The sequence below is a fragment of the Streptomyces sp. CC0208 genome (assembly GCF_003443735.1).
Taxonomy (GTDB): Bacteria; Actinomycetota; Actinomycetes; order Streptomycetales; family Streptomycetaceae; genus Streptomyces; species Streptomyces sviceus.
This window is the reverse complement of sequence record NZ_CP031969.1, coordinates 2562089-2586793: the sequence shown is the minus strand read 5'-3', so window position 1 is coordinate 2586793 and position 24705 is coordinate 2562089. Positions and strand designations below refer to the sequence as shown.

26 protein-coding genes, 1 pseudogene and 1 riboswitch are annotated in these 24705 nt (G+C 70.8%); of the genes and pseudogenes, 21 read left to right on the top strand and 6 right to left on the bottom strand.

The window, feature by feature from the left end:
• Positions 1–102 precede the first annotated feature (102 nt).
• The 8 genes from lepB to D1369_RS11525 all read left to right on the top strand — a co-directional run bounded on the left by lepB (position 103) and on the right by D1369_RS11525 (position 6755).
• On the top strand, positions 103–876 hold the full coding sequence (gene lepB / locus D1369_RS11560; protein ID WP_007384972.1) for a signal peptidase I: 774 nt from the start codon (positions 103–105) through the stop codon (positions 874–876).
• Complete coding sequence (locus D1369_RS11555) at positions 866–1384, top strand: NUDIX hydrolase (RefSeq protein WP_007384973.1); 519 nt, start codon at positions 866–868, stop codon at positions 1382–1384. Before lepB ends, D1369_RS11555 begins: the two co-directional genes overlap by 11 nt.
• A gap of 56 nt (positions 1385–1440) precedes the next feature.
• On the top strand, positions 1441–1749 hold the full coding sequence (locus D1369_RS11550) for a DUF2469 domain-containing protein (RefSeq protein ID WP_003965949.1): 309 nt from the start codon (positions 1441–1443) through the stop codon (positions 1747–1749).
• A 113-nt stretch (positions 1750–1862) separates the two neighbouring features.
• On the top strand, positions 1863–2225 hold the full coding sequence (locus D1369_RS11545; RefSeq protein ID WP_020120971.1) for a YraN family protein: 363 nt from the start codon (positions 1863–1865) through the stop codon (positions 2223–2225).
• Between the two features lies 1 nt (position 2226).
• The gene (locus tag D1369_RS11540) at positions 2227–3852 is read left to right on the top strand and encodes a YifB family Mg chelatase-like AAA ATPase (protein ID WP_037901549.1); all 1626 of its coding nucleotides are present in this window, start codon (positions 2227–2229) and stop codon (positions 3850–3852) included.
• The gene (gene dprA / locus D1369_RS11535) at positions 3849–5006 is read left to right on the top strand and encodes a DNA-processing protein DprA (RefSeq protein WP_007384976.1); all 1158 of its coding nucleotides are present in this window, start codon (positions 3849–3851) and stop codon (positions 5004–5006) included. Before D1369_RS11540 ends, dprA begins: the two co-directional genes overlap by 4 nt.
• Before the next feature lie 243 nt (positions 5007–5249).
• Entirely contained in the window at positions 5250–6092 is an 843-nt protein-coding gene (gene whiG / locus D1369_RS11530) for an RNA polymerase sigma factor WhiG (RefSeq protein WP_007384977.1), read from the top strand.
• A 105-nt stretch (positions 6093–6197) separates the two neighbouring features.
• Positions 6198–6755 carry a TetR/AcrR family transcriptional regulator gene (locus D1369_RS11525; RefSeq protein WP_007384978.1) on the top strand — a complete coding sequence of 186 codons (558 nt, stop codon included), beginning with the start codon at positions 6198–6200 and terminating at the stop codon, positions 6753–6755.
• 125 nt (positions 6756–6880) lie between these two features.
• Here the strand turns inward: D1369_RS11525 and D1369_RS11520 are convergent, their stop codons facing one another.
• Positions 6881–7462: a M23 family metallopeptidase gene (locus D1369_RS11520; RefSeq protein WP_050789756.1), complete on the bottom strand. Its 582-nt coding sequence runs from the start codon at positions 7460–7462 to the stop codon at positions 6881–6883.
• Between the two features lie 272 nt (positions 7463–7734).
• Between D1369_RS11520 and rpsB the strand changes: the two genes are divergently transcribed.
• The 13 genes and pseudogenes from rpsB to D1369_RS11455 all read left to right on the top strand — a co-directional run.
• Positions 7735–8661 carry a 30S ribosomal protein S2 gene (gene rpsB / locus D1369_RS11515; protein WP_007384980.1) on the top strand — a complete coding sequence of 309 codons (927 nt, stop codon included), beginning with the start codon at positions 7735–7737 and terminating at the stop codon, positions 8659–8661.
• A 157-nt stretch (positions 8662–8818) separates the two neighbouring features.
• Entirely contained in the window at positions 8819–9655 is an 837-nt protein-coding gene (gene tsf / locus D1369_RS11510) for a translation elongation factor Ts (RefSeq protein ID WP_007384981.1), read from the top strand.
• A 187-nt stretch (positions 9656–9842) separates the two neighbouring features.
• Positions 9843–10601 carry a UMP kinase gene (gene pyrH, locus D1369_RS11505; protein WP_007384982.1) on the top strand — a complete coding sequence of 253 codons (759 nt, stop codon included), beginning with the start codon at positions 9843–9845 and terminating at the stop codon, positions 10599–10601.
• A 145-nt stretch (positions 10602–10746) separates the two neighbouring features.
• On the top strand, positions 10747–11304 hold the full coding sequence (frr, locus tag D1369_RS11500; protein ID WP_007384983.1) for a ribosome recycling factor: 558 nt from the start codon (positions 10747–10749) through the stop codon (positions 11302–11304).
• Positions 11304–12473 (top strand): phosphatidate cytidylyltransferase, encoded by a 1170-nt coding sequence (locus D1369_RS11495; protein ID WP_037901553.1) that lies wholly within the window; start codon positions 11304–11306, stop codon positions 12471–12473. The genes frr and D1369_RS11495 overlap by 1 nt, the downstream gene beginning before the upstream one ends.
• A 191-nt stretch (positions 12474–12664) precedes the next feature.
• On the top strand, positions 12665–12994 hold the full coding sequence (locus D1369_RS11490) for a type VII secretion target (protein ID WP_237557672.1): 330 nt from the start codon (positions 12665–12667) through the stop codon (positions 12992–12994).
• Positions 12991–14127, top strand: coding sequence for a WXG100 family type VII secretion target (locus tag D1369_RS11485; RefSeq protein WP_007384986.1), 1137 nt, complete (start codon positions 12991–12993; stop codon positions 14125–14127). Before D1369_RS11490 ends, D1369_RS11485 begins: the two co-directional genes overlap by 4 nt.
• Complete coding sequence (locus tag D1369_RS11480; protein ID WP_007384987.1) at positions 14124–14387, top strand: hypothetical protein; 264 nt, start codon at positions 14124–14126, stop codon at positions 14385–14387. The genes D1369_RS11485 and D1369_RS11480 overlap by 4 nt, the downstream gene beginning before the upstream one ends.
• Before the next feature lie 37 nt (positions 14388–14424).
• Positions 14425–15531, top strand: coding sequence for a 23S rRNA (adenine(2503)-C(2))-methyltransferase RlmN (gene rlmN / locus D1369_RS11475; protein WP_007384988.1), 1107 nt, complete (start codon positions 14425–14427; stop codon positions 15529–15531).
• 27 nt (positions 15532–15558) lie between these two features.
• A riboswitch (TPP riboswitch) is annotated at positions 15559–15666 on the top strand.
• Positions 15663–16739: a thiamine ABC transporter substrate-binding protein gene (locus tag D1369_RS11470; RefSeq protein ID WP_007384989.1), complete on the top strand. Its 1077-nt coding sequence runs from the start codon at positions 15663–15665 to the stop codon at positions 16737–16739. (Overlaps the previous riboswitch by 4 nt.)
• Positions 16715–18385: an iron ABC transporter permease gene (locus D1369_RS11465; protein ID WP_007384990.1), complete on the top strand. Its 1671-nt coding sequence runs from the start codon at positions 16715–16717 to the stop codon at positions 18383–18385. Before D1369_RS11470 ends, D1369_RS11465 begins: the two co-directional genes overlap by 25 nt.
• Entirely contained in the window at positions 18386–19411 is a 1026-nt protein-coding gene (locus D1369_RS11460; RefSeq protein ID WP_007384991.1) for an ABC transporter ATP-binding protein, read from the top strand.
• A gap of 290 nt (positions 19412–19701) precedes the next feature.
• Positions 19702–20012, top strand: a pseudogene (locus D1369_RS11455) (hypothetical protein); the annotation flags it as partial.
• A gap of 62 nt (positions 20013–20074) precedes the next feature.
• Here D1369_RS11455 and D1369_RS11450 read toward each other — a convergent pair.
• The 5 genes from D1369_RS11450 to D1369_RS11430 form a co-directional block, all read right to left on the bottom strand.
• Complete coding sequence (locus D1369_RS11450; RefSeq protein WP_050789757.1) at positions 20075–20779, bottom strand: LAETG motif-containing sortase-dependent surface protein; 705 nt, start codon at positions 20777–20779, stop codon at positions 20075–20077.
• 141 nt (positions 20780–20920) lie between these two features.
• Positions 20921–22042 carry an LOG family protein gene (locus D1369_RS11445; RefSeq protein ID WP_007384994.1) on the bottom strand — a complete coding sequence of 374 codons (1122 nt, stop codon included), beginning with the start codon at positions 22040–22042 and terminating at the stop codon, positions 20921–20923.
• 36 nt (positions 22043–22078) lie between these two features.
• Positions 22079–22498 (bottom strand): VOC family protein, encoded by a 420-nt coding sequence (locus tag D1369_RS11440; protein ID WP_007384995.1) that lies wholly within the window; start codon positions 22496–22498, stop codon positions 22079–22081.
• A gap of 85 nt (positions 22499–22583) precedes the next feature.
• The gene (locus D1369_RS11435; RefSeq protein ID WP_118082440.1) at positions 22584–23975 is read right to left on the bottom strand and encodes a hypothetical protein; all 1392 of its coding nucleotides are present in this window, start codon (positions 23973–23975) and stop codon (positions 22584–22586) included.
• Positions 23957–24697: an ATP-binding cassette domain-containing protein gene (locus D1369_RS11430; RefSeq protein WP_007384998.1), complete on the bottom strand. Its 741-nt coding sequence runs from the start codon at positions 24695–24697 to the stop codon at positions 23957–23959. The genes D1369_RS11435 and D1369_RS11430 overlap by 19 nt, the downstream gene beginning before the upstream one ends.
• Positions 24698–24705: the final 8 nt, after the last annotated feature.

Genomic DNA, 24705 nt, shown 5'->3' with positions numbered 1-24705 from the left:
CTGGGGCTGCCACGGGCCTGGTGAAAGCTTTGCGGAGCTTGTCGCTCCGGCCGGGCAGGAGGGGCTGACCCGCTCAGGTACCGCCGGGTAGGGTGCGGATCCATGGGTGGCGAGAGCATTACACGTACGGCCCCGCACAGCGGTGGCACCAGCACGGGCCCGGTGGGCGGCCGGACCGGACAGCGACTGTCCGGACTGGCCGTCGCGCTGGGCCTGGTGCTGTTCCTCGGGGGATTCGCCTGGGGAGCGGTGCTGTACCGGCCCTACACCGTGCCCACCAGTTCGATGACGCCCACGATCGACGCCGGCGACCGGGTGCTGGCACAGCGCGTCGACGGCGACGAGGTACGCCGGGGCGACGTCGTCGTCTTCACCGACAAGACCTGGGTGAGCAACGCGCCCGTGGTCAAGCGGGTCGTCGCGGTCGGCGGCGACACGGTCTCCTGCTGCACGGACGGGAAGCTGACCGTCAACGGCAAGGCGCTCGACGAGACCTATCTCAAGGGCGGCGTGGTGGAGGACAAGTCCATCCCCACCGTGAAGGTGCCCAAGGGCCGCCTGTTTCTGCTCGGCGACGAGCGCCAGGGTTCGCTGGACTCCTCCGCCCACCTCACCGACGCCGCCCAGGGCACCGTCGAGAGCTCGGCTGTGAACGCTCGCGTGGACGCCGTGGTCTGGCCCATGAAGGGCATGCTGGAGCGCCCCGCCGCCTTCGAGCCGCTCGGCGCGCTCTCCTCACCCGGCCCGCTGCGTACGATTTTCTTCCTGATCGTCGTCGGCGGGGTGCTGGTCCTCGGCGGCGGCGCGTACGGCCCTGTCGCCAACCTCTTCAGCAGGCGCTCCCGGGTCCGGACGGAGCCCGTGGGTGCCCGCTGAAGCGTCGGCCGCGGCCTTGTCCGGAGGCGGGCTGCGCAAGGTGGCCCGGGTGGTGCTGCTCGATCCCGAGGACCGCATCCTGCTGCTGCACGGCCACGAGCCGGACGATCCGTCCGACGACTGGTGGTTCACGCCCGGCGGCGGACTGGAGGGTGACGAGACCCGTGAAGAGGCCGCGCTGAGGGAACTCGCCGAGGAGACCGGCATCACCGAGGTGGAACTCGGGCCGGTGCTCTGGCGGCGGACGTGCTCGTTCCCGTTCGCGGGCCGTCGCTGGGACCAGGACGAGTGGTACTACCTGGCCCGTACGACGGTGACGGACACCCGGCCCACGGCCCTGACCGAGCTGGAGCGACGCAGTGTCGCCGGAGCGCGCTGGTGGACGTGTCAGGAACTGACCCGGGCACATGAGACGGTGTATCCGACCAGACTCGCCGAGCTGCTGAGCAGGCTGCTCGACGAAGGTCCCCCGGCCGGGCCCGTGACCCTCGACACCGAAATCGTCTAGGTGCCGACGGGACTGGCGCACAATGGTGGGATCGCACGGCTGAAGGGGAACATGCCATGAGCGCCGAGGACCTCGAGAAGTACGAGACCGAGATGGAGCTCAAGCTCTACCGGGAGTACCGCGATGTCGTCGGTCTGTTCAAATACGTGATCGAGACCGAGCGGCGCTTCTACCTGACCAATGACTACGAGATGCAGGTGCACTCGGTCCAGGGTGAGGTGTTCTTCGAGGTGTCCATGGCGGATGCGTGGGTGTGGGACATGTATCGGCCGGCTCGCTTCGTGAAACAGGTCCGCGTATTGACGTTCAAGGACGTGAACATCGAGGAGCTGAACAAGAGCGATCTGGAGCTGCCGGGCGGCTGACGGTGGCTTTCACTCATGTGAGTGACGCGGTTTTCCACAACCGCTGAGTAGTCCACCAAGATCAACTCGGTGGGCGGGGTTGCGTGATCGTTGGCGCCGGAGGTGGTGCCGACATGAACGCACGCAGTGCACTCGGCAAGTACGGCGAGAGTCTGGCCGCGCGGCGGCTGACCGAGGCCGGGATGACGGTCCTGGAGCGCAACTGGCGCTGTGGCAGGACGGGCGAGATCGACATCGTGGCGCGGGACGGCGAGGTCCTCGTCGTCTGCGAGGTCAAGACACGGCGGGCCGGTGCCTTCGAGCACCCGATGGCCGCGGTGACTCCCGACAAGGCGGAGCGCCTGCGGAGCCTCGCCGCATGCTGGATCCACGCCCATGGAGGGGCGCCACCGGGAGGTGTCCGCATCGACCTGGTGGGCGTCGTCCTGCCCCAGCGTGGCGCACCCGTGGTCGAGCATGCGCGGGGGGTGGCCTGAGATGGGTTTCGCTCGTACGTGCTCGGTGGCGCTGGTGGGCGTCGAAGGAGTCGTGGTCGAGGTCCAGGCCGACCTGGAGCCCGGGGTCGCGGCCTTCACGCTGGTGGGGCTGCCGGACAAGAGCCTGACGGAGAGCCGGGACCGGGTTCGGGCGGCCGTCGTGAATTCGGGCGGTGAATGGCCCCAGAAGAAACTCACGGTGGGGCTCAGCCCGGCGTCGGTGCCGAAGGCGGGCTCGGGGTTCGACCTCGCCGTCGCGTGCGCCGTGCTGGGGGCCTCCGAGCGGATCGACCCGCGCGTGCTCGCCGACATCGTGATGATCGGCGAGCTGGGCCTGGACGGCCGGGTGCGTCCGGTCCGGGGCATCCTGCCCGCGGTGCTGGCCGCCGCGGACGCCGGCTACGAACAGGTCGTCGTGCCGGAGTGTGCCGCGGCCGAGGCTTCCCTGGTGCCCGGCGTCTCCGTGCTGGGCGTACGCACTCTGCGGCAGCTCGTCGCGGTCCTCGCGGACGAACCGGTGCCCGACGAGGAACCGCACGAGCCCGGCCGCCCCGACCCCCTGCTGGCCGGCCTGCGCGTGCCGGGCACGGGTGCCGCCACCGGCATGCACAGTGCCGGAGCCGCCCAGCAGGACCACGGACACGACCTGGCCGACGTCGTCGGTCAGACCTCGGCGCGCACGGCCGTGGAGGTCGCGGCGGCCGGAGGCCATCACCTGTTCCTGGAAGGGCCGCCCGGCGCGGGCAAGACAATGCTCGCCGAGCGGCTGCCCGCCGTCCTGCCCCGGCTGGCCCGGGAGGAGTCGCTGGAGGTGACGGCGGTGCACTCGGTGGCCGGTCTGCTGCCACCGGGCAAGCCCCTGATCGACGTCGCCCCCTACTGTGCCCCGCACCACTCGGCCACCATGCAGGCGCTGGTGGGCGGCGGCAACGGCATCGCCCGTCCCGGCGCGGTCTCGCTCTCACACCGAGGGGTGCTCTTTCTCGACGAGACTCCCGAATTCAACACCCAGGCCCTCGACGCGCTGCGACAGCCGCTGGAGGCGGGGCACGTGGTGATCGCGCGCAGCGCGGGTGTCGTACGGTTCCCGGCGAAGTTCCTGATGGTGCTCGCGGCCAACCCCTGTCCCTGCGGTCGCTTCTCGCAGACCGACGACTTCTGCGAGTGCCCGCCCTCGGCGATCCGCCGCTACCAGGCCCGGCTCTCCGGTCCGCTGCTCGACCGGGTCGACCTGCGGGTGCAGGTGGACCGTGTCACGCGTGACCAGCTCGCCGGACGGGGCGCCCGGGGCGAGACGACCGCCGTGGTCGCGGACCGGGTGCGGGCCGCCAGGCAACGCGCGGCTACGCGCTTCGCCGGCACCCCGTGGCGGACCAACAGCGAGGTGCCGGGACGCGAGCTGCGCAGCCGTTGGCACGCCGTGTCCGGGGCGATGGACGAGGCCGAGCGCAGTCTGGAGCGGGGCGTCCTGACCGCCCGGGGACTCGACCGCGTCCTGCGCGTCGCCTGGACCGTCGCGGACCTCGTGGGACACGACCGCCCGGACGCGACCGACGTCGCGCTGGCGCTGCAACTGCGCACCGGAGTGCCCCGGGGCGTACCGATGGCCATCGGGGCGCTGACATGACCGGCGAGGAACCCGACGCCGAACTGCTCGACCGTGTCCTGCTCGCTCGCGTCGTCGAGCCCGGTGACGAGGTCGGCGGGCGGTGGATCCGGGAGTGGGGCGTGCGGGAGGTGGCCGCGCGGTTGCGCGGATGTGCGGAGCCGCTGCCCGGAGTGAGCGAGAAGCGGTGGGGTGGGATGCGGGCCCGGGCCGAGGTGGCGGAGCCGCGCCGGGATCTCGCCGTCGCGTACGAGGCCGGTGCGCGGTTCGCCGTGCCCGGGACAGCCGAGTGGCCGGGACAGCTCGACGACCTCGGGGACGCGCGGCCGATCGGTCTGTGGGTGCGGGGGCGGCCCAGCCTGAGGATGTGGGCGCTCAGGTCCGTCGCCCTCGTCGGGGCCCGTGCCTGTACCGAGTACGGCGCCCACATGGCGGCCACCCTCGGCACCGGGCTCGCCGAGCTCGGGTGGGTCGTCGTGTCCGGCGGAGCCTACGGCGTCGACGGCGCCGCCCACCGCGGTGCCCTCGGCGCGGGCGGTGCCACCGTCGCCGTCCTGGCCTGCGGGGTCGACCGGCCCTATCCGCGCGGACACGCCCAGTTGATCACCAGGATCGCGGAACAGGGCCTGGTGATCGGGGAGTTGCCGCCCGGCGATCATCCGACGCCCAGCAGATTCGTGCTGCGCAACAGGGTGATCGCCGCCCTCACCCGGGGCACCGTGGTCGTCGAGGCCGCCCACCGCAGCGGCTCACTGGTCACCGCGCGTGCGGCACAGCGGTTGGGCCGTCACACGATGGGGGTGCCCGGGCCGGCCACCAGCAGCCTGTCCGCCGGGGTGCACGAACTGCTGCGCGGGGGCGCCACGCTGGTCACGGACGCCGCGGAAGTCGTGGAGCTGGTCGGCGACATGGGGGAGCTGGCTCCGGACCGGCGCGGACCGGTGCTGCCGCGCGATCTGCTGGACCCGGAGGCACGAAGAGTCCTGTCCGCGCTGCCCGGCCGGCGGGAGGCCGGCGTGGACGAGATCGCGCGCGGTGCGCAGACCACGCGGGACGACGCCGTCGCGAGACTGTACGAACTCCGTGCACTTGGTTACGTCGAACGACACGGCGACGGCTGGAAGTTGACACGCCAGGCGATGATCTCCGTCCGGGGTGGCCGCGGCCCGTGTTGACGGAGCGTGTTCGGCCGTCCGGGGGAACCCCGAAGCCCTTGGGAATTACCGCAGTTGGGGTGTTCCGTTGATCACACAGGGCGACGGCCGCGTCGCGCGGAAGCGGTCCGCGGGACGCATCCGATGGTGAGCCCCGGCCCGCTGTTTGCGCACTGCGACCTTTCAGTCACGCTACGCTCACGGGGATTCCGACGCACATCACGTACATCGCGTACTTCACGGCAGAACGGCACAAGGCGACGCATGCCCCAGCACACTTCCGGGTCCGACCGGGCGGCCATCCCCCCAGCCGCCCGTGACGGTGGCAGCGTGCGGCCGCCCGCTCCCTCGACGCTCGACGAACTGTGGCGGTCGTACAAGGCGACGGGGGACGAGCGGCTGCGCGAGCAGCTGATCCTGCACTACTCACCGCTCGTGAAGTACGTCGCCGGACGGGTGAGCGTCGGTCTGCCGCCCAACGTCGAGCAGGCGGACTTCGTGTCCTCGGGGGTCTTCGGGCTCATCGACGCGATCGAGAAGTTCGACCTCGACCGGGAGATCAAGTTCGAGACGTACGCGATCACCCGGATCCGCGGCGCGATGATCGACGAACTGCGGGCACTGGACTGGATCCCGCGGTCCGTCCGGCAGAAGGCGCGCAACGTCGAGCGGGCGTACGCGACGCTGGAGGCACGGCTGAGACGGACGCCCACGGAGGGGGAGGTGGCCGGCGAACTGGGGATCGCGGTCGACGATCTCCATGCCGTCTTCAGCCAGTTGTCGCTGGCCAATGTGGTGGCCCTGGAGGAATTGCTGCACGTCGGCGGCGAGGGCGGCGACGGGTTGAGCTTCATGGACACCCTGGAGGACCCCGCCGCCGACAACCCCGTGGAGGTCGCCGAGGACCGGGAGCTCAGACGGTTCCTCGCGCGGGCCATCAACACGCTGCCCGAGCGGGAGAAGACCGTGGTGACCCTGTACTACTACGAGGGGCTCACGCTCGCCGAGATCGGGAACGTGCTGGGCGTGACCGAGAGCAGGGTCAGCCAGATCCACACCAAGTCGGTGCTGCAACTGCGGGCGAAGCTGGCCAGTTTCGGTCGCTGACCCGGCCGGGCGGCCCTCCGGCGACGGCTGCTCGGGCGGAGTGACTCCCGTCCGCAGGGGCGCGTCCGTACAGTGGTTGACGTGCCAAGGATTCGAGCGGCCTCCGTGGCCGAGCACCGGTCGATGCAGCGAGCCGCCCTGCTGGATGCGGCTCGCTCTCTGCTGTCCGAGGGCGGGACGGAGGCGCTGACCTTCCCGGCTCTCGCCGAGCGGACGGGGCTCGCGCGGTCGTCCGTGTACGAGTACTTCCGGTCACGGGCCGCCGTGGTCGAGGAGCTGTGCGAGGTCGACTTCCCGGTGTGGGCGGCGGAGGTCTCGCAGGCGATGGCCGCCGCGGAGGGAGCGCAGGCCAAGGTCGAGGCGTATGTGCGACGGCAGCTGACGCTGGTGGGGGACCGGCGGCATCGGGCCGTCGTCGCCATCTCCGCGAGCGAGCTGGACGCGGGGGCCCGGGAGAAGATCCGCGCGGCGCACGGTGGCCTGGTCGCGATGATCGGCGAGGCGCTCGCGGAGATGGGGCACGAGCAGCCTCGGCTGGCGGCGATGCTGGTGCAGGGAGTGGTGGACGCGGCGGTCCGGCGGATCGAGCTGGGGGCGGCGGAGGAGCCTTCGGTGATTACCGAGGCCGCGGTCTCCATGGCGCTGCGGGGCGTGCGGGGCTGAGTGCGGGGTCGGCGTACGGGGCTGCGGGTGGCTGCCGGGCGCGGGTCCGTCGGGGCTGGTCGCGCGGTGCCCCCCCCGCGACTTGGGCGCGGCTGCCGCACGCCTCTTGAAGCGCGGTCCGGACGTTACGCAGGTACAGGCACCCCCAGGACAGGGAGCAACCTGGACGGACCTCTCCGCAGCAGCCATGGCGGAAGCAGGGACAGCGGGTCCAGGTAGGTCTCGCCTCTCAGCAGACCCCAGTGCACACACGTGGTCGGGCAGTGGGAGCCCGTCGGCTCCACCACCCCCACCACCTCGCCCGCCGCCACCTCGTCGCCCTTCTGCACCGACGCCGTCACCGGTTCGTAGGTCGTTCGAAGGACTGTGCCCGTCAGTTCCACCGAGACGACCGCCTTGCCCGCCACCCGGCCCGCGAACGACACCCGGCCCGCCGCCACCGCCCGTACCGGGGTGCCGGCAGGTGCCGCCAGGTCCACGCCCCGGTGGCCGCGGCCGTACACCGTCGCCGGCGGTTCCCAGCCGCGCAGGACCGTCGGCCGGGTGCCCACGGGCCAGGTGCGCCCGATCGTCGGCACCGAGACGTCCGCGATCCTGGCCATCGGCCTGAGGGCGGCCTGCTCCGGCGCGGGTGCCGGCGCCGTCAGGAACAGCAGAAACCCCAGCACCAGCCACGTACCGCATCGTCCGCATCGCTTCGCTCGCATGCGGAAACCGTCCCGCAGCCGCCCGGTTCATGACCGGGGCCTGTGGACTACTCCCGGGTTGTGGACAGCGGCGTCACCCGGTACCCCGCCGGTCCCGTACACTTCTTCTGGCGATCCGGGTCACCGGGTCGACTTCGCACGCCCCGACACCGCGCCGTCACGCGGTCGGTGTCAGCGCCTCTCGGTCCTTTGCGGCAAGGCGCGTCGCGGGCGTCAGGCGCGGGTGCCCTCCGGTACCCGCGGTACAACCGAGAACACCAAGGAGAACGGCCATGGCCGTCGTCACGATGCGGGAGCTGCTGGAAAGCGGCGTCCACTTCGGTCACCAGACCCGTCGTTGGAACCCGAAGATGAAGCGCTTCATCTTCACGGAGCGCAACGGCATCTACATCATCGACCTGCTCCAGTCGCTGTCGTACATCGACCGCGCCTACGAGTTCGTCAAGGAGACCGTCGCCCACGGCGGCACGGTCATGTTCGTCGGCACGAAGAAGCAGGCGCAGGAGGCCATCGCCGAGCAGGCCACCCGCGTCGGCATGCCCTACGTCAACCAGCGCTGGCTGGGCGGCATGCTCACCAACTTCTCGACCGTCTACAAGCGTCTGCAGCGCCTCAAGGAGCTCGAGCAGATCGACTTCGAGGACGTCGCCGCTTCCGGTCTCACCAAGAAGGAGCTTCTCGTGCTCTCGCGCGAGAAGGCCAAGCTGGAGAAGACCCTCGGTGGTATCCGCGAGATGTCCAAGGTGCCCAGCGCCGTCTGGATCGTGGACACCAAGAAGGAGCACATCGCGGTCGGCGAGGCCCGGAAGCTCAACATCCCGGTCGTCGCCATCCTCGACACCAACTGCGACCCCGACGAGGTCGACTACAAGATCCCGGGCAACGACGACGCGATCCGCTCCGTCACCCTGCTCACCCGCGTGATCGCCGACGCCGTCGCCGAGGGCCTCATCAGCCGCTCGCGTGTCGCCACCGGTGACAAGGGCGAGAAGGCCGCGGGCGAGCCGCTCGCCGAGTGGGAGCGCGACCTGCTCGAGGGCGGCGAGAAGAAGGCCGAGGAGGCCCCCGCTGCCGAGGCCGCCGAGGCTCCGGCTGCCGAGGCCCCTGCCGCCGAGGCCCCCGCTGCCGAGGCTGAGGCGGCTCCGGCTGCCGAGGCTCCCGCCGAGGCCGCTCCGGCCGCGGACGCCGAGCAGGCCTGACCCGTCAGCGTCAGGGGTGACGGCGGGAGCGGTGCACCAACTCCGCTCCCGCCGTTCACCCGTAGGTCAGCGGTGAGTCGGCGGCCCCCGGCTACATGGGGGCCGTAGACCCCGTAGATCTTCGATCTTCCAGACTTCGAGAAAGATTCACAGACTCATGGCGAACTACACCGCCGCCGACGTCAAGAAGCTCCGTGAGCTCACGGGCGCCGGCATGATGGACTGCAAGAAGGCGCTGGACGAGGCCGCGGGCGACGTCGAGAAGGCCGTCGAGGCGCTCCGGATCAAGGGCCAGAAGGGCGTCGCCAAGCGCGAGGGCCGCTCCGCCGAGAACGGCGCCGTGGTCTCGATCATCGCCGACGACAACTCCTCCGGCGTCCTCGTCGAGCTGAAGTGCGAGACGGACTTCGTCGCCAAGGGCGAGAAGTTCCAGGCCGTCGCCAACCAGATCGCCGAGCACGTCGCGGCGACCTCCCCGGCCGACCTGGAGGCCCTGCTCGCCTCCGAGATCGAGGCCGGCAAGACCGTCCAGGCGTTCGTGGACGAGGCCAACGCCAACCTCGGCGAGAAGATCGTCCTGGACCGCTTCGCGCAGTTCGCCGACGGCTTCGTGACCGCGTACATGCACCGCACGATGCCCGACCTGCCCCCGCAGATCGGTGTCCTCGTCGAGCTGGACAAGCCGAACGCCGAGGTCGCCCGCGGTGTCGCCCAGCACATCGCCGCCTTCGCGCCGAAGTACCTCTCCAAGGAGGACGTGCCGGCCGAGGTCGTCGAGTCCGAGCGCCGCGTCGCCGAGGAGACCACCCGCGCCGAGGGCAAGCCCGAGGCCGCCCTGCCGAAGATCGTCGAGGGTCGCCTCAACGGCTTCTTCAAGGACGCCACGCTGCTCGGTCAGCCGTACGCGCTCGACAACAAGAAGTCGGTCCAGAAGGTTCTGGACGAGGCCGGTGTCACCCTGAAGCGCTTCACGCGCATCAAGGTCGGCATCTGAGTCCGTACCGCGAGCGACGCGCGGGCCCGATAGGGTCGTCAGCAGTCGTCCGGTACGCCGCCACGCACGCGCGTGGCGGACGACAGCAGATCTGACGAGGAGGCCATTGCCGCGCATGGGATGCGAACCAGTTCCCACCGGCAGTGGCCTTCTTCGTATGTGCAACAGGTGAAAGAGGCGGGATCCCATGACCACCAAGGCCCAGAAGAGCGACGACGGCAAAGTGCGCGGCCGGTTTCTGCTGAAGCTGTCCGGAGAGGCGTTCGCCGGTGGCGGGGGCCTGGGTGTGGACCCCGACGTGGTGCACAAGATCGCTCGTGAGATCGCCGCCGTCGTCCGGGACGGCGCCGAGATCGCCGTCGTCATCGGCGGCGGCAACTTCTTCCGTGGTGCCGAACTCCAGCAGCGCGGCATGGACCGCGCCCGCTCGGACTACATGGGCATGCTGGGCACCGTGATGAACTGCCTCGCCCTCCAGGACTTCCTGGAGAAGGAGGGCATCGACAGCCGGGTGCAGACCGCCATCACCATGGGCCAGGTGGCCGAGCCGTACATCCCGCTGCGCGCCGTGCGCCACCTGGAGAAGGGCCGCGTGGTCATCTTCGGCGCCGGTATGGGCATGCCGTACTTCTCCACCGACACCACCGCCGCGCAGCGCGCCCTGGAGATCGACGCCGAGGCGCTGCTCATGGGCAAGAACGGCGTGGACGGGGTCTACGACTCCGACCCGAAGACCAACCCCGACGCGGTCAAGTTCGACTCCCTCGGATACGGCGAGGTCATCACCCGTGACCTGAAGGTCGCCGACGCCACGGCCGTCACGCTGTGCCGCGACAACAAGCTGCCGATCGTGGTCTTCGAGCTTCTGACGGAGGGAAATATCGCCCGAGCCGTCAAGGGTGAGAAGATCGGCACGCTGGTGGGTGAGCCGGGCAGCCGGGACTGACAGGGGACACACCCGGTCCCTGACCGGGGGATGGACAATGTCCTGCCGGTCGGGAACCGTGCAGGAAGAAGACGCGACGCAGCCGGCCGCCGCCCACGCACATGGAACAGCAGCCGGGCCTACTCAAGACACGCAGGAGCAAGTGGTGATCGAAGAGACCCTCCTCGAGGCCGAGGAGAAGATGGAGAAGGCCGTCGTGGTCGCCAAGGAGGACTTCGCCGCGATCCGCACCGGGCGTGCGCACCCGGCGATGTTCAACAAGATCGTGGCCGACTACTACGGTGCGCCGACGCCGATCAACCAGCTGGCTTCGTTCTCCGTGCCGGAGCCGCGCATGGCCGTGGTGACCCCGTTCGACAAGACCGCGCTGCGCAACATCGAACAGGCGATCCGCGACTCCGACCTGGGCGTCAACCCGAGCAACGACGGCAACATCATCCGAGTGGTGTTCCCCGAGCTCACCGAGGAGCGCCGCCGCGACTACATCAAGGTGGCCCGGGGCAAGGCCGAGGACAGCAAGGTCTCCATCCGCTCGGTCCGCCGCAAGGCCAAGGACGCGATCGACAAGCTCGTCAAGGACGGCGAGGTCGGCGAGGACGAGGGCCGCCGTGCTGAGAAGGACCTCGACGACGCGACGCACAAGTACGTCGCCCAGGTGGACGAGCTCCTCAAGCACAAGGAAGCGGAGCTTCTCGAGGTCTGATGAACGACTCTTCCTGGGCGACGCCGCCTCACACCGGGTACTGGGGGCCGTCCGACCAGGGGCCTGTCCAGGGGGCTGCCCCGGCGGGTCCCGCGTACGATGCGCATGACGCGCAGCACACTCGCCCCATGCCCATCGTGCCCGACGGACCCGCTGTACCCCGGGACGGCGACGACCAGGATGACGACCGGGGGGCCGCTCGGCTGAGCGGCCCCTTGTTCCGGGACGACACGTTCCGGGACGGGACGTTCCGTGAAGTGACCGCATCGGCGCAGCCCTACCCGGCGGCACCGCAGAAGCAGAATCCGGAGCCCATGCCCGACTCCTCGCAGCCGGCGCCCGCGCCGCAGAAGAAGAGCGCGGGGCGGGACCTGGGTGCGGCCATAGGCGTCGGGGTCGGACTCGGCGCGGTGATCATCGCGTCGCTGTTCTTCGTCAAGGCCGCTTTCGTCGGCGTGATAGCGGTCGCCGTCGTGGTCGGGCTGTGGGAGCTGACGAAGCGGCTGGAGGAGCGCAAGGGCATCAAGGCGCCGCTCGTGCCGCTGGCGCTCGGCGGAGCCGCGATGGTCATCTCGGGGTACGTCCGGGGCGCGGAGGGTGCCTGGGTCGCCATGGCGCTCACGGCACTCGCGGTCCTCGTCTGGCGGATGACCGAACCGCCGGAGGGCTACCTCAAGGACGTCACGGCGGGTGTCTTCGCCGCGTTCTACGTGCCGTTCCTGGCCACGTTCGTCGCGATGATGCTGACGGCCGAGGACGGGGCGGCCCGCGTCCTGACCTTCCTGCTCCTGACCGTCGTCAGCGACACCGGCGCGTACGCGGTCGGCTGGCGCTTCGGCACCCACAAGCTCGCGCCGCGCATCAGCCCCGGCAAGACCCGTGAGGGCCTGGTCGGAGCGGTGGCGTTCGCGATGGCTGCGGGCGCGCTGTGCATGGAGTTCCTGATCGACGACGGCATCTGGTGGCAGGGCCTGCTGCTCGGGCTCGCGGTCGCGGCCAGCGCGACGCTGGGTGACCTCGGCGAGTCGATGATCAAGCGGGACCTCGGCATCAAGGACATGGGCACGCTGCTGCCGGGCCACGGCGGCATCATGGACCGCCTGGACTCCCTGTTGCCGACGGCGCCGGTGGTGTGGCTGCTGCTGGTGCTGTTCGTGGGCAGCGGCTGACGCACGAGGACGGGCGAGGGGCGGCAGCGACGGCTGCCGCCCCTTTGCGTTGCGCCGAGCTCGGCATGGCTCAGACCGGGTTGGCGCAAATTGTGGGTCAGACCTTGCTTCGCCTACGTAAAAGGACCCGTTTCCGCGGGATCTCGTCCGGGATGCTGACCGTCGCGTCGGTTTTCGAACGGGGGAGCGGGATGAGCGAGCAGTTCGGGGTGGACCCCGAGACGTTGACGGATCTGGCGGGCAGGTTCGACCGGGAGGCGACGGGGCTCGCCGGGCCGATCGGGGCGTTCTCGGGGAGCGCGGCGGAGATCGGGCAGGCGTTCGGGTTGCTGGGGATCTGCGACGGGGCGACCGAGAAGTACCGGCGGTTGCTGGAGAACACGGTCAAGGCGCTCGGGCGTCTTCCGGAGGTGCTCAGGACCGACGGTGACCGGCTCAGGCTGAACGCCACCCACTACGCCGACTCGGACCGCACGGCCCTCGGCTATCTGCACACCGCGGCCTCGGGAGACCGTCCGTGAGCATCAACGGCTGGATCGACGGCAAGGTCCTGGAGATCCTCCAGGCGGCCGGTGTGGAACTGCCGGGCGGCGACGGCGACACGCTCCGGGCCATCGCCCGTGCCTGGGACGCCATGGGCACGGAACTGACCGATGTCGTACGGGCCCTCGACGCCGCGATCGCCGGGGTCGACCGGCACGGGTGGCACGGGGCCGCACGGGACGCCTTCGAGCAGCACTGGGCCGAGCAGAAGAAGATCGTCCAGAACGTCGCCGCCCACTTCCATCACGTCGCCGACGGACTGCGCTCCTATGCCGACGAGATCGACGGGATCAACAAGGAGATCATCGACATCTGTGTCGAGATCGCCGAGATGGAGATCGCCGGGGTCGCGCTGTCGTTCTTCACCGGCTTCATCTCCGACCTCGTCGCGAACACGGCGGTGGCGGAGCGGGTCGCCAAGATCGTGGACCTGGTCCGGCTGTTCACGTCGGCGGCCGAGCGGGTGGCGGGCCTCCTGGAGCGGTTCTCGGGGCTCAGCGCGGAGACGGTCGCCACGTTGGAGCGGATGCTCACGGCCGTCGCCAGGGTCAGCGCGAGCTTCGCCAGGACGGGGCTGGAGAGCTTCGCGACGAACTTCGTGGCGGACTCGGGAAGCCTGATGGTGACCCAGGCCGTCAACGGGCAGCCGGTGACCGTGGGCGCCGACCTCAGGAACGGCGCGCTGCTCGCGGGCGGCACGGCCGGGTTCACCGCGGGCGCCGGCGCGATCGGGGCCCGGGTCACGGGGGTGGCCGGAGACCTCCTGAGGGGGGAGGGCCTGCTCGGCACCGCGGCCAACGGAGCGCTCGGCAACGTGACGGGCGGGGTGACGGCCGACTACGCGAACGGCCAGGACGCCTCGACCATGGGTCAGGACGCGCTGACCAACGCCGTCGCCGGCGCCGCCGGAAATGCCCAGAACCACGGCGTCAACCATGCCCTGGAGGAGCACGGCAGCCTCGGCGGCGAACATCTGAGCGACCGGGGAAAGCTCGCGGACGGAGCGTTCAGGAACACCGTGGGCACCACACTCAACACCGGCGTCTACGCCGCCGCGTCCGGTATCGAGTCCGACATCCAGAACCTGACGAAGGACGAGAACGACAAGTGAGCCCCCTCGGCGGAGCGGCCCTCGCGGCCGTGGTCACCCCCAACCCGGACCACCCCTCCACCTGGTCCGGCTTCCTCGGCTTCGTCGCCCTCGTCATCGGCTGCGCGCTCGCCCTCATCGGCGTCTACGCGGCGGTCAGCACCTACCGCGGCCTGGACCCCGCCCGCCGTCGAGGACAGGCACTCCCGGTCACCCTCACCTGCTTCTTCTTCGTGGCCATCGGCCTCGCGGTCGCGGCGCTGGGCGTGTGGATCCTCTGAACGCGGTTCGCGGATGATCTGCGACACTGGTACAGCCATGCCTAAGCCCGGAGAACTCACTTTCGTCGCCCCCCGCGGAGCCAAGAAGCCGCCGCGGCATCTCGCCGACCTCACGCCTGCCGAGCGCAAGGAGGTCGTGGCGGAGATCGGGGAGAAGCCGTTTCGTGCCAAGCAGCTCTCGCAGCACTACTTCGCGCGGTACGCGCACGACCCGGCGGAGTGGACGGACATCCCGGCCGGGGCGCGCGGCAAGCTCCAGGAGGCGCTGCTTCCGGAGCTCATGACCGTCGTACGGCATCTGTCGACCGACCAGGGGACCACGCGCAAGACGCTGTGGCGGCTGTTCGACGGGACGCTCGTGGAGTCGGTGCTGATGCGGTACCCGGACCGGGTGACCATGTGCATCAGCTCGCAGGCCGGGTGCGGGATGAACTGTCCCTTCTGTGCCACCGGGCAGGCGGGGCTGGATCGCAATCTGTCCACCGCTGAGATCGTCCACCAGATCGTGGACGGGATGCGGGCGCTGCGGGACGGGGAGGTGCCGGGCGGGCCCGCGCGGCTCTCCAACATCGTCTTCATGGGGATGGGTGAACCGCTCGCCAACTACAAGCGGGTGACGCAGTCCATTCGCGCGCTCACCGATCCCGCTCCTGATGGGCTCGGGCTCTCGCAGCGGGGCATCACCGTGTCGACCGTGGGCCTCGTGCCGGCCATTCACCGGTTCTCCGACGAGGGCTTCAAGTGCCGGCTCGCGATCTCCCTGCACGCCCCGGACGACGAGCTGCGCGACACCCTCGTCCCCGTGAACACCCGGTGGAAGGTGCGCGAGGTCCTCGACGCCGGGTTCGAGTACGTCGAGAAGAGCGGGCGTCGGCTGTCCATCGAATACGCGCTGATCCGGGACATCAACGACCAGGCGTGGCGGGGGGACCGACTCGGACGGCTACTCAAGGGCAAGCCCGTGCACGTCAACCTCATCCCGCTGAACCCGACCCCCGGGTCCAAGTGGACCGCCTCCCGGCCCGAGGACGAGAAGGCGTTCGTCGAGGCCATCGCCGCCCATGGTGTGGCGGTGACCATCCGGGACACCCGTGGACAGGAGATCGACGGGGCCTGTGGCCAGCTCGCGGCCACCGAGCGGTAGTCTGACGACCGTACGTACGTACATCTTCATATCCGACAGGGGAGCGCCACAGCGCTGAGAGTGCGGCAATCGGGCCGCAGACCCTCTGAACCTCGCCCAGGTCATTCTGGGTAGGAAGTTCGGTCATCACCGTGAACAACAAGAAGTTCTGTGCTGTCGTCGTCGGCCTGGGCCTGGTCACGCTGTCCGCGTGCGGCTCGTCGTCCGACGACTCCAAAAGCTCCGGCTCCAAGACCGTCACCCTCGTCAGCCACGACTCCTGGGCCGTCTCCAAGAGCGTCCTCGCCGACTTCGAGAAGAAGTCCGGCTACCAGGTCAAGGTCCTGGAGGACGGCGACGCCGGGCAGGCCGTCAACAAGGCCATCCTCACCAAGGACAACCCGCAGGGCGACGTCTTCTTCGGCGTCGACAACACCCTCCTCTCCCGCGCGCTCGACAACGGGCTCTTCCAGTCGTACGAGGCCAAGGGCGCCGACCGGATCAAGGCCGAGTACCGGGTCGACCAGGACAAGCACCGGGTGACGCCCATCGACAGCGGCGACATCTGCGTCAACTACGACAAGGCCTGGTTCGCCGAGCACAAGCTCCAGCCGCCGACGTCGTACGACGATCTGGTCAAGCCCGCCTACAAGAACCTCCTCGTCACCGAGAACGCCTCCATCTCCTCGCCGGGGCTCGGCTTCCTTCTCGGGAGCGCCGCGAAGTACGGCGACGACGGCTGGCAGGGCTACTGGAAGAAGCTCAAGGCCAACGGCGTCAAGGTCGTCGACGGCTGGGAGCAGGCCTACAACGAGGAGTTCTCCGGTTCCGCCGGCGGCAAGAAGGCCAAGGCCGACCGGCCGCTCGTCGTGTCGTACGCCTCCTCGCCGCCCGCCGAGGTGATCTACGCCGACCCCAAGCCGAAGACCGCGCCCACCGGGGTCGCGCAGGGCACCTGCTTCCGGCAGATCGAGTACGCCGGGCTGCTGAGCAACGCGAAAAACACCAAGGGCGGCAAGGCGTTCCTGGACTTCCTGCTCACCAAGGAGTTCCAGCAGGACATGCCGCTCAACATGTTCGTCTACCCGGTCGTGGACGGCGCCCCGGTGCCGGCCGAGTTCACCGAGTACGGTCCGCAGGCCAAGGATCCCGAGACCATGGACCCGGAGAAGATCGCCGACAACCGTGACGACTGGGTCAAGTCATGGACCTCGCTCGTACTGAAGTAAGGCCCCGCCAGGGCGTCAGGAACGCGGCGGCCCGGCTCGGGCTTGTGGCCGTGCCCGTCGCGTTCTTCGCCGTCTTCTTCGCCTATCCCGTCGCCGCGATCGTCACGCGCGGACTGAGGGCCGGCGGGACCTGGCAGCTCGGCAGGATCACCGATGTCCTCGCCCAGCCGGACATCCGGCACGTCCTGTGGTTCACCACCTGGCAGGCGCTCGTCTCCACCGCGCTCACGCTCCTGGTCGCACTCCCCGGCGCGTATGTTTTCGCGCGCTTCGACTTCCCCGGCAAGCAGGTCCTGCGGGCCGTGGTCACCGTCCCCTTCGTGCTGCCGACCGTCGTCGTCGGTACGGCCTTCCTGGCGCTCGTCGGAAGGGGCGGCCTCACGGACGACCTGTGGGGCGTACGGCTGGACACCACCGTGTGGGCGATCCTGCTCGCGCACGTCTTCTTCAACTACGCGGTCGTCGTACGGACCGTCGGCGGACTGTGGGCCCAGCTGGACCCGCGTCAGGAGGAGGCCGCGCGGATGCTGGGCGCGTCCCGGCGCAAGGCCTGGCGGACCGTCACCCTGCCCGCGCTCGCGCCCGCCGTGGCCGCCGCCGCGCTGATGGTCTTCCTCTTCACCTTCACCTCCTTCGGCGTCGTGCAGATCCTCGGCGGGCCGACCTTCTCGACCCTCGAGGTGGAGATCTACCGGCAGACCTCCGAGATCTTCGACCTGTCCACGGCCGCCGTGCTGACGCTGATCCAGTTCGTCGCGGTGGGCGCGGTCCTCGCCCTGCACGCCTGGACCGTACGGCGCCGGGAGACCGCGCTGCGGCTCGTGGACGCGTCCATGACCGCCCGGCGGCCGCGCGGCGCGGGGGAGTGGGGGCTGCTGGCCGGGGTCGTCGGCAGCATCGCCGTACTGCTGTTCCTGCCGCTCGCCGTGCTGGTGCAGCGTTCGCTCGACGCCCCCGGCTTCGGCTACTACCGGGCGCTGACCCGTGGCGACGGCGGGGTCTTCCTCGTCGCGCCCATCGAGGCGGTCGGGAACTCGCTGGAGTACGCCCTCGCCGCGACCGCCATCGCGGTGGCGGTCGGGGGGCTCGCGGCGACCGCGTTGACACGGCGGGACGCGGGGCGGTTCGTGCGGGGCTTCGACGCGCTGCTGATGCTGCCGCTCGGGGTGTCCGCGGTGACCGTGGGCTTCGGGTTCCTGATCTCCCTCGACGAGCCGCCGCTGGACCTCAGACAGTCCTGGATCCTGGTGCCGCTCGCGCAGGCGCTGGTCGGGGTGCCGTTCGTCGTACGGACCATGCTGCCCGTGCTGCGGGCCGTGGACCACCGGCTGCGGGAGGCCGCGGCCGTGCTCGGGGCCTCGCCGTGGCGGGTGTGGCGGGAGATCGATCTGCCCATGGTGCGGCGGGCGTTGCTGATCGCGGCGGGTTTCGCGTTCGCCGTGTCGCTGGGCGAGTTCGGGGCGACCGTGTTCATCGCACGGCCCGACAACCCGACGCTGCCGGTCGCCGTGGCCCGGCTGCTCGGGCGGGCGGGGGACCTCAACTACGGCCAGGCGATGGCCCTTTCGACGATCCTGATGGTGGTGTGCGCGGTGGCGCTGCTGATCCTCGAACGGCTGCGGACCGACCGGACCGGGGAGTTCTAGATGCTGCTGAGCCTTCAGGACGCGACCGTACGGTTCGGCGGGCGGGCCGTGCTCGACGGGGTGGGCCTCGATGTCGCCGAGCACGAGATCGTGTGCGTGCTCGGGCCCAGTGGCAGTGGGAAGTCGACCCTGTTGCGGGCGGTGGCCGGGCTCCAACCCCTCGACTCCGGGCGGGTGTTGCTCGACGGGCGTGACCAGGGCGGGGTGCCCGCGCACCGACGCGGGGTCGGGCTGATGTTCCAGGACCACCAGCTGTTCCCGCAGCGTGACGTGGGCGCCAACGTGGCCTTCGGGCTGCGCATGCACGGAGTCGGCAAGGGCCAACAGGGCGAGCGGGTACGGGAGTTGCTCGACCTCGTCGGCCTTCCGGGCGCCGGCCGCCGGGCCGTGGCCGCGCTCTCCGGCGGTGAACAGCAGCGGGTCGCCCTGGCCCGGGCGCTCGCCCCGCGGCCCCGGCTGCTGATGCTCGACGAGCCGCTCGGGCAGCTGGACCGGTCTCTGCGTGAGCGGCTGGTCGTCGAACTGCGCGAGCTGTTCGGGCGGTTGGGCACCACTGTGCTCGCGGTCACCCACGACCAGGGCGAGGCCTTCGCGCTCGCCGACCGGGTCGTGGTGATGCGGGACGGACGGATCGCCCAGTCCGGCACGCCTCTTGAGGTGTGGCAGCGTCCCGCGGACGAGTTCGTGGCCCGCTTCCTCGGCTTCCAGAACGTGGTCGAGGGAACGGTGACCGGCGAGGCGGCGGACACCGCGTGGGGCAAGGTACCGGTGTCTCCGGGAGCCGGGCAGGGGGCCCGGAGCGTGCTGGTGCGGCCCGCGGGAGTGCGGCTCGTGGCGGCCGACGAGGGGTTGCGCTGCACGGTCGGCGCACGCACCTTCAAGGGCACGCATGTCGCCGTACAACTGCACCCCTCGGAAGGCGGCGGGCCGCGGTTGGAGGCCGCGTGTGCGCTGCGCGAGGCGCCGGAGGTGGGGGACGCGGTCGGGGTGGAGTTCGACGCGGCCGAAATTGTCGTGCTGGGCTGACGGGGGCGGACCTGCAGTGCGGGGCCTGTCCCCGCGTTCGCGCGAGCGCTACGGATGCGGCGCCCGGCGCTGAGCGGACGGCTCACGTAGATCCACAGGGCCCGGCGCGGGTGCTGGGCGGGGGGAGCTTTTCGCCTGCCCGCGCTTGCGGGGTGCCGCTGGGCTCACCCGTGCCGCCCCAGCGGCACGACTGCCCGCAGCTGCGCGCGGACGCGGTGACGGGTTGTGGCCGGCCGGAGCCACGGGAGTGTCGTCGCACCAGCGCCCACCCGGTCAACGGCGGGTTTCCCACCTCGGGCTTCTGGGCCCGGCGAATGCCCGAGGAGCTCGCCGTCGACGGCATCGAGGCCGCGCTCGCCGCCCGGCAGCCGTACGAGGTCGCCCCGAGAGCGCCGTCGACGCAATCGACGAGTGGCTCCAGATCGTGGAGTTCGTGCAGCGGGCCATGCCGCACGACAAGGCGACCGTCGCACTCCGGGGGCCGCTCACCTCCGTCATGCTCGCCTTCTACCGTCGACTGCCCCTGGACAGCCCGGAGTTGGAAGTGATCGGGGAGCGGGAGCTGCTGGAGTTCTGGCTGGAGCGGGCCACGTTCGGGTGAGGTCGTGGCTGTGGCCCGCCCCCACACCGGGGACGGGCCACAACGGTCGTTCGGCTACGGCGTCAGCGGCTGCCGGCGCCACGACGGCGCAGGCCGAAGAACACCGCGCCGCCGCCGAGGGCGACCAGGGCGATGGCGATCCCCGCGATCAGGCCGGTGTTGGAGTTCGCACCGGTCTCGGCGAGGTTGGAGTCGCCGGCCGCCGGCGACGGGGCGTTGCTCTCGACGGTCGCCGGGGCGGTGGTGCCCTCGGAGGCCGACGGGGTCGAGGTCGGGGTCGGGGACTCCTCGGCCGGGGTGCTGGCGGAGTCCGACGGGGTGGACGTGGGCGTCGGGGTCGGCGTGTCCTCGGTCTTGCAGGCGGTCGCCGGGGTGATCAGGTTGTTCTTGATGTCCTCGCCCTTGATGTAGGGCAGGGCCTCCACATGGATGCGGTACTCGGCGTTGGGCGCCCAGTCCTCCTGGAAGGTGATGGTGGTGCCGTCCTTGGAGCCCTTCACCGTCTGCTCGCCGACCTTCTTGGCGTCGGCGCCGTTGTTCTGCAGGTACACCGAGACGGTGGCCTCGACACCGGACTTGTCCACGTCAGTCACGGTGATGATGCCCTTGTCGCCGTCGCACTTGGCTTCGGCGGAGAACTCCTTGATGTTGCAGGCAAGGGCGTTGCCGGAGCTGCCGAGCACGATCGCGGTCGACGCGGCGGCGACACCGAGGAAGCGCGCGGCGCGGGAGGTGCGGCGGGATATGGGCGTGAATGCCACGTTCATCCTTCACGGGGTGCGCAAATGCGGGGGGTGGAAAGGACGGTGATGTGTCATCACCGTCCCCACGAGTCTCACAGGTCTATAAGCGCTGCATAAGAAGTGTCAACGCGTAGGCCCCCCGCCACCGTTGACTTTACCTGCTTATTACACAGCGAGACGTTTCAGTGCCGCCGGAGCGTCCTCGATCCGGTCAACCAGGGCGATTCGGGACTCCATCGACCGCTCTCGCGCGAGTGCCTGGAGCAGCGGCCAGGTCGGCAGCTTCTCCGTCCAGTGGGCGCGGTCGACGAGGACCATCGGCGTGGGTTCGCCGCGCGACTCGTAGTAGTTGGGCGTCGCGTTGTCGAAGATCTCCTGCACGGTGCCGGCGGCGCCCGGCAGGAAGACCACGCCCGCGTTCGAGCGGGCGAGCAGACCGTCCTCGCGGGTGGCGTTGGCGAAGTACTTGGCGATGTGCGAGGCGAAGGCGTTCGGCGGCTCGTGCCCGTAGAACCAGGTCGGGATGCCGACGGAGTTCCCGCCCCGGGGCCGGCGGGCGCGGACCTCGAAGGCGGCGCGCGCCCAGTCGGTGATCGAGGGCGTGAACGACGGTGTCCCGGCGAGGAGTTCGCACGCCTCGTCGAGCATGGTGTCCTCGAAGGGGGCCGCGTAGGCGCCGAGGTTGGCCGCCTCCATCGCGCCCGGACCGCCACCGGTGGCCAGGGTGAACCCGGCGCGGGCCAGTTCACGGCCGAGGCGGGCGGCACCGGCGTATTCGCGGGTGCCGCGGGCCATCGCGTGACCGCCCATCACGCCCACGACCCGTGCGCCGCGCAGGAGTTCGTCGAGGGCGTCGGAGACGGCGTCGTCGTGGATGGAGCGGAGCATCGACGCGTATATGTCGCCGTCGGCCCTGGTCCGCTGGAACCAGGCGTAGGCCAGGGCGTCGGGAGTCTGCTCGTAGCCCTTCTCCAGCCCGTCGAACAACTCGTCGGGGGAGTAGAGCAGCCCGCGGTACGGATCGAAGGGCAGGTGCGGGACGGGCGGGAAGACCAGCGCGCCGTCCGCGCGGAGTTTCTCCGCGGCGTTCTCCCGCATCGGGCAGCCGAGGAACACGGCGCCCGAGGTGTCGGTGGCCAGCAACTCTCGTGTCCGGTCCGTCAGGTCGACGGACTGGACCCGGAAGCCGGTGAGGGTGCCGCGGGCCGGTACGACCGCGTCGAACTCCTCCAGCGTCTCGATCTCACGGTCGTCGTGGTGTGCCGCGTGGGCGGGGCTCGTCTGCACCCGCCCATGCTCGCACGCCGGTTGGCGGCCGGGGGATCAGCTCTGGATCGCCGCCGGGTCCATCCAGACGACCTCCCAGGTGTGGCCGTCGGGGTCGTCGAAGGAGCGGCCGTACATGAAGCCGTGGTCCTGGGTCTCGCCTGCCGGGGTGCCGCCCACGGCCAGCGCCTTGTCGACCAGCTCGTCGACCTTGGCGCGGCTCTCCGCGCTCAGCGCGACCAGCACCTCGCTGGTCTTCGTCGCGTCCGCGATCTCCTTCTTGGTGAAGGTCGCGTAGAACGGCTTCGTGAGCAGCATCGCGACGATGGTGTCGCTGATCACCACGGAGGCCGCGTTGTCGTCGCTGAACTGCGGGTTGATCGAGTAGCCGAGTTCCGTGAAGAACTTCTTCGAGGCGTCGAGGTCGTTCACGGGCAGGTTGACGAAGATCATCTGCTGGTAGGTCGGCGAGGTCATCGGAGTCTCTCCCATCGGGTGCGTGCTGTACGCAGGGGTAGACGGGCGGGCCCGGCGGAACTCATCGCTGCGGCGGGCTTTTTTCTCAGCCGGTCAGAGGCAGGGCCGCCAGCTCGGCCACGACCAGGGTCAGCGGGCCGAAGAGGGCCAGCAGGGCGCCGGCGCGGAGGGCCGCCGCGCTGCGGAGCATCGTCGCGGGAGCGCCGAGGCGGACCAGCGCGGCCGTGGTGTCCGACCTCGCGTGCTTCGCCTCCACGGCGGCGGTGAGCAGCGTGGCGAGGGTGCAGCTCGTCACGAGGGCCAGGCCCAGGGTGGTGAGGGGGCCCACCTCGGGGCCCGTGCGGTCGTACAGGGTGGTCATCGCGTAGGCCCCGGAGGCCACCGCGCAGACGATGCCCAACGGGCGGCCGATACGGGTCGCCTCCGCCATGAGGACCCTTCCGGCGAGGAGGCGGAGGGCGCCGGGCCGGGTGGACTGGAGGAGACGGCCGCAGAGGTGGGTGAGACCGGGGCCGGCGATCGCCAGGCCGACGGCGGTCAGGAGCCAGCCGACGAGGACGGAGGGGGTGCCTGCGAGACCGCCGGGGAGAGGGGCGGCGGGGGTGGTGCCCTGACGGTTGGCGTAGGCCTCCACGGCCAGACCCGCGGCGAGGACCGCGACGCCCCAGGGGAGGCCCTTGGGCGCTTCCTTGGGGGAGGGAAGGACTGCTGGGTCGAGGTCGTCGGTCCGGCTGTCCTCGGCGGGCAGTGCTGCGGCCATGTCCTCGCCGTCCCGAGCCGGCGGGGTGCCGGCCCGCTTCGGCTGGTGAGCCACCTCAGCGGCGGTACGGTCCTCGGCGGGCTCACCCGCCGTCCGGCGCGCGCGGAAGCGGCCGTACGCCCCGAAGGGCTCCCTGGCCGCCGTCCTGCCGTACGCCCCGAAGCGGCCGTACGACCGTGCCTCCCTCTTCGCCGCCGACGACCTGTCGTCCCGTGGCCGCAGGACGAGTCCCACCGTCACCGACGCGAGCGCCGGGACCAGGCCCAGCAGGGTCAGGGCCGCCGGCAACGGAAGAGGGGCGCCCGCTGCCAGGAAGTCCGCCGCCGCTCCGTCGAAGGGCATGCCCGTCAGATCGCCCCGCAGGTGGAGGAAGACGAGCAGCGCCAGCATCGAGCCGAGGGTGCACGACAGGGCCGTCGTCGCGGCCGTGACGGCCATCAGGCGGGCCGGACCGAGGCCGATCGCCGCGAGACCGGGGCGGGGGCGGGTGCCCGGGTCGGTGCGGGCGACCGCCAGGGCGAAGTGGACCGTCGCCGCCAGAGGGGTCAGGCACCACGCCAGGCGCAGGACGGCGCCCGACGCGTCCTCGGGGTGGCTGATCGCGTGGCCGAGGGTGCACAGGAGGAGGAAGCCCGTGCCCGCCGAGGCGAGGGCCACCAGGAGGCGGCGCAGCTGTACGGCGGGACGGGCGCCCCGGGTCAGACGGAGAGCGAGCACGCGGTACGGCCTTCCGAGTCGGCCATCGGGGGCAGGTGCACGGTGTTCACCCGGCGTCCGTCCAGGAGGGTGACCGTGCGGTCCGCCAGGGCTGCGGTGTCGGGGTCGTGCGTCGCCAGGACGACGGTGATGCCGTGGGAGCGGGCGGCCGTCGTGAGGGTGCGCAGGACGTGCGCGCGGTCCGCCCGGTGCAACGGGGCCGTCGGTTCGTCCGCGAACAGGACCGACGGGGCCGGGGCCAGGGCGCGGGCGACGCACACGCGCTGGCGTTCGGACTGGGTCAGCTCGTGCGGGCGGCAGCGGGTCCGGTCGCCGATGTCGAGGCGCTCCAGCCACTCCACGGCGGCCGTTCTGGCGCGCCGGCGGCCGGTGCCCCGCAGCATGAGGGGGAGGGCGGCGTTCTCCCAGGCGTTGAGCTCCGGGACGAGCACCGGGGCCGGGTCGATCCAGCCGAAGCGGTCACGGCGCAGGCGCTCACGGGGCATCGGGCCCATGGTGTGCACGGGCACGCTGTTGAACCAGACCTCGCCGCGCTGGGCTGGGGTGAGTCCCGACAGGCATCTGAGCAGTGCGGTCTTGCCGCTGCCGCGCGGCCCGCTGACAGCGAGGATCTCTCCCTCGCGCACTCCGAGGGACACACCCTGGAGCGCCGGCGAGCCGTCGCGGTGGGTGAAGTGCAGGGAGCGTGCCCAGAGCACATCGTTGTCCGGCGGGGCCTCCATGGGCGTAC

What these genes read in the sequence shown, in the direction of transcription:
- rlmN (WP_007384988.1), top strand. Translation starts at nt 14,425, where the DNA reads ATGCCTAAGCCCGGAGAACTCACTTTCGTCGCCCCCCGCGGAGCCAAG.
- D1369_RS11550 (WP_003965949.1), top strand. Translation starts at nt 1,441, where the DNA reads ATGAGCGCCGAGGACCTCGAGAAGTACGAGACCGAGATGGAGCTCAAG.
- D1369_RS11460 (WP_007384991.1), top strand. Translation starts at nt 18,386, where the DNA reads ATGCTGCTGAGCCTTCAGGACGCGACCGTACGGTTCGGCGGGCGGGCC.
- dprA (WP_007384976.1), top strand. Translation starts at nt 3,849, where the DNA reads ATGACCGGCGAGGAACCCGACGCCGAACTGCTCGACCGTGTCCTGCTC.
- whiG (WP_007384977.1), top strand. Translation starts at nt 5,250, where the DNA reads ATGCCCCAGCACACTTCCGGGTCCGACCGGGCGGCCATCCCCCCAGCC.
- pyrH (WP_007384982.1), top strand. Translation starts at nt 9,843, where the DNA reads ATGACCACCAAGGCCCAGAAGAGCGACGACGGCAAAGTGCGCGGCCGG.
- D1369_RS11495 (WP_037901553.1), top strand. Translation starts at nt 11,304, where the DNA reads ATGAACGACTCTTCCTGGGCGACGCCGCCTCACACCGGGTACTGGGGG.
- D1369_RS11540 (WP_037901549.1), top strand. Translation starts at nt 2,227, where the DNA reads ATGGGTTTCGCTCGTACGTGCTCGGTGGCGCTGGTGGGCGTCGAAGGA.
- tsf (WP_007384981.1), top strand. Translation starts at nt 8,819, where the DNA reads ATGGCGAACTACACCGCCGCCGACGTCAAGAAGCTCCGTGAGCTCACG.
- D1369_RS11450 (WP_050789757.1), bottom strand. Translation starts at nt 20,779, where the DNA reads ATGAACGTGGCATTCACGCCCATATCCCGCCGCACCTCCCGCGCCGCG.
- D1369_RS11440 (WP_007384995.1), bottom strand. Translation starts at nt 22,498, where the DNA reads ATGACCTCGCCGACCTACCAGCAGATGATCTTCGTCAACCTGCCCGTG.
- D1369_RS11430 (WP_007384998.1), bottom strand. Translation starts at nt 24,697, where the DNA reads ATGGAGGCCCCGCCGGACAACGATGTGCTCTGGGCACGCTCCCTGCAC.
- D1369_RS11465 (WP_007384990.1), top strand. Translation starts at nt 16,715, where the DNA reads ATGGACCTCGCTCGTACTGAAGTAAGGCCCCGCCAGGGCGTCAGGAAC.
- D1369_RS11545 (WP_020120971.1), top strand. Translation starts at nt 1,863, where the DNA reads ATGAACGCACGCAGTGCACTCGGCAAGTACGGCGAGAGTCTGGCCGCG.
- D1369_RS11520 (WP_050789756.1), bottom strand. Translation starts at nt 7,462, where the DNA reads ATGCGAGCGAAGCGATGCGGACGATGCGGTACGTGGCTGGTGCTGGGG.
- D1369_RS11490 (WP_237557672.1), top strand. Translation starts at nt 12,665, where the DNA reads ATGAGCGAGCAGTTCGGGGTGGACCCCGAGACGTTGACGGATCTGGCG.
- lepB (WP_007384972.1), top strand. Translation starts at nt 103, where the DNA reads ATGGGTGGCGAGAGCATTACACGTACGGCCCCGCACAGCGGTGGCACC.
- rpsB (WP_007384980.1), top strand. Translation starts at nt 7,735, where the DNA reads ATGGCCGTCGTCACGATGCGGGAGCTGCTGGAAAGCGGCGTCCACTTC.